This window comes from Phyllobacterium sp. P5_D12, from assembly GCF_054049495.1.
In genome coordinates this window covers 1-2,837 of the sequence record NZ_JBFUMG010000561.1, presented here as the reverse complement: position 1 = coordinate 2,837, position 2,837 = coordinate 1, and the positions used below count along the sequence as shown (strand labels likewise).

Below are 2,837 nucleotides of genomic sequence, written 5' to 3'. Positions count from 1 at the left end.
CGACTGCTCCGCTATTTCGATCGAGCAGCCGCGCATTCAGCCGGAGCTTTTCGCCGTGAAGGCGGACGCGTCCTTCCAGGGCAAAGAGCGCTTTGGAATCTCCTGCGGCCAACATTATACCCGTGCCGGCGACCACCACGATCTCCTTGAATTTTGCCAGCTGACCAATGACTTCGTCCGTTAAACCTTGGGCTATGACCGCTGAGTCTGGAGTGCCGGAGAGGTCCTCGAAGGGTTCAATCACCAATCTTGGAACATCGGGGCCAGCCTGCTTGCTGGTGATTCCGAAATTGTCTCCAAAGCGGAGCAAGCCTCCAGCGTAGAGGGCCAGACCCATTAAGGCCGCTACAACGAGGAAAAGCCCCATCCAGGGGGGCGCGCGTCCCCAAGTGGCCGTGAGTTGCTTCGAGTATGCCGCAAAACTGTAGATAGAAGGAGGTGTCTCAGTTCGGCGCGAAAAGACTGGAACATAGCCGCCCTTGGGCATCGTCACGACGATGGGGTCATTCTGGCCCGCAACGAGGTAGTAGTGCTCCAGTCCTCGCCGGATCAGACCGGCCTGGATCCGGACCACCGGATCAATCTGTGGGTCAAAAGAACAGCCCCTGCCGTAAACCTCGACCGCGATCGAATAGGCCTTTATTCGGTTTGCGCGACCGTCAACGGTCTCGCCAACAACGTAAGAGAAAAATTGCCGGGCACGCTCGGGCACGTCAAATTCACTACTCGACCGGATACGATCAAGTTGCTCAAGGATATCGGCATGGGTGGGTACCGATGCCCCGTCTTGAACAACGTCCGCCACGTCGTTCTCCCCGAATACACAGTTATCAGTTACTGTATCCTACAGTATTCTACGTCCCTTTCTGACGAAAACGCAATATACTGCTGGAGGACAAAGGGCTTGGTTGCGCAATCAATGAGCCAAGCCGAAGGAAGGACAATGAACGCGCGGACCGGAGGTGTTTTCGATCAAGAATTGGCTGCAGTTTTGCGCCGATACCCGGCGAGCTCGTTACGGATTCAACACCTTTATGTCAGCGACGAAAACTTTCGGGAATTGTGCAGTGATCTTGCAGCCGCGGAACGAGCGATCGAAACCTTGGAGAATCTGCCGGATCCAGTCCGCAGTGAACGACGCGCTGAATTTGCGGAAATGTCAAATTACCTTACCGGCGAGATTGAAAGAGCGATTTCGAGGCAAAGTGCGGTGCCTTTTCGGCATTAGAGCGAATCTACTCACACGGTGTTTCAGCTGTTGAGACGGATGGAATAGGCAAAGAGTGCTCTGACGGGTGCGAATGGCGAATTGTTCAAGTCCGGAGCACTGGATTAAACTCTGAATGTCGGCCCAGCATGACTGAAGGATCAGCTTGGTATAAGTTCGCCATCGTAACGAGGAAGAGCAGATGAAGGTGGAGATAGAGCGAAAATACCTTGTCTCCGACGACCGTTGGAGAAAGCACGCGACTACCGGATCCATTTTTCGTCAGGCTTATGTGACGGCTGCCAGAGACCGAACCCTGCGAATTAGAACGATCGACGCGAGGCGTGCAACATTCACCGTCAAAATTGAGACGGGTGAACTTCAGCGGGATGAGTTTGAGTACGATCTTCCATATTTCGAAGCCCTTGAACTGATGAAACACCGAATTGGTATCGTCATTGAAAAGACCCGTTACGATGTCACCCATAGAGGACATGTTTGGGAAATCGACGTCTACGGGGGTGCACATCGTGGCCTCGTGGTTGCAGAAATTGAGTTGAAAGACGCAAGCGAGGAGTTTTCGCTGCCCGTCTGGGTGGGCCGTGAAATCACCTGGGAGCAATCGTACTCGAACCGGATTTTGGCAATGACCATAGAGCGGGAGTCCGTTGAGGAAAATTATCTCAACTGACAGGAGTTCAGCCAGATTAGGTCGGTGCAGCTCGCACGCGTACTGGCAAAAGGTGACCACCSCACTATTGTGATCACTGATCGATGGGCAAGGCACGGTTCTATTAGCGGCTACCATGACGGCATTTTGGCTCAAGGAAGGATAGACGCGTCTGGCCAATGCGATTTGGCATGGCGTGGCAGGATCAGGCCTACGCGGAACTTTCCTGCCACTTTACATCAATCGGTGATACGACACGCCTTCCCCTACTTCTGAGCGGCCTGACATTCGCGCAATTTCTTGAACGCATTTTCGGTGCCCGTGAGGTTGACTACGACGGTTCTGTGTCCTTTTGAAGTGATCGTCAGCGCTTTCTTCTTGGCAAGATCATAGATGAAATCGAGATTGTTGAATGGAACGAATGCGCCTTCGTATCCTTCCATCTCCTGCCCCTTGGCCACGCCGGTGTACTTCTCGCCATCGACGTCGAACACGACGGAGATCTTTTTGCCGGGGGTGATCTTTGTAGGTTTCTTGGAGTAGAGCGCCAGATAGCCGCGCGGGGCGGCGGTAGCATCGATGCCTATCTGCACTTGTGTTTCGCCGTCCGCATTGTCCCGCATGATCATGCAGCCCGGACCTGTGCTACTTTTGACATATATGTCCCAACCGGCCGCCGAGCCATATTTTGTGACGGTTTCCGCGGCCGTACATGGAACGGTGAGGGCTGCAACTGCTAAGGCAGTCCGAGCGAATGAATGCATGGTTTCCTCCTGCTGCTGTGATTTGAACGACGGGACAACGACAATTTGCGTCAGGAACGCCGACATGTTTCAAGTTTTTGGCGCGGTGCTTGTCGTGGCCCAATGGCCTAACAGTTATATACCCCAGCGGCGCATCGCCTTGCCGTGCGCCGTGCAGCGCCTGCGACGCTGACGGGCGTGAGTGGCCGGCCAACTC

At 54.2% G+C, this 2,837-nt stretch carries 2 protein-coding genes and 1 pseudogene; 1 reads left to right on the top strand and 2 read right to left on the bottom strand.

Annotation, left to right across the window (positions count from 1 at the left end; translation table 11 throughout):
* Positions 1-805, bottom strand: a pseudogene (locus tag ACXJ5O_RS23490) (hypothetical protein); the annotation flags it as partial.
* Positions 806-1,409: 604 nt separating this feature from the next.
* Here ACXJ5O_RS23490 and ACXJ5O_RS23485 point away from each other — a divergent pair.
* Positions 1,410-1,898, top strand: coding sequence for a CYTH domain-containing protein (locus ACXJ5O_RS23485; RefSeq protein ID WP_457302011.1), 489 nt, complete (start codon positions 1,410-1,412; stop codon positions 1,896-1,898).
* A 245-nt stretch (positions 1,899-2,143) separates the two neighbouring features.
* Here ACXJ5O_RS23485 and ACXJ5O_RS23480 read toward each other — a convergent pair whose 3' ends face one another.
* Positions 2,144-2,641: a hypothetical protein gene (locus ACXJ5O_RS23480; RefSeq protein WP_457302010.1), complete on the bottom strand. Its 498-nt coding sequence runs from the start codon at positions 2,639-2,641 to the stop codon at positions 2,144-2,146.
* Between the last annotated feature and the right edge of the window lie 196 nt (positions 2,642-2,837).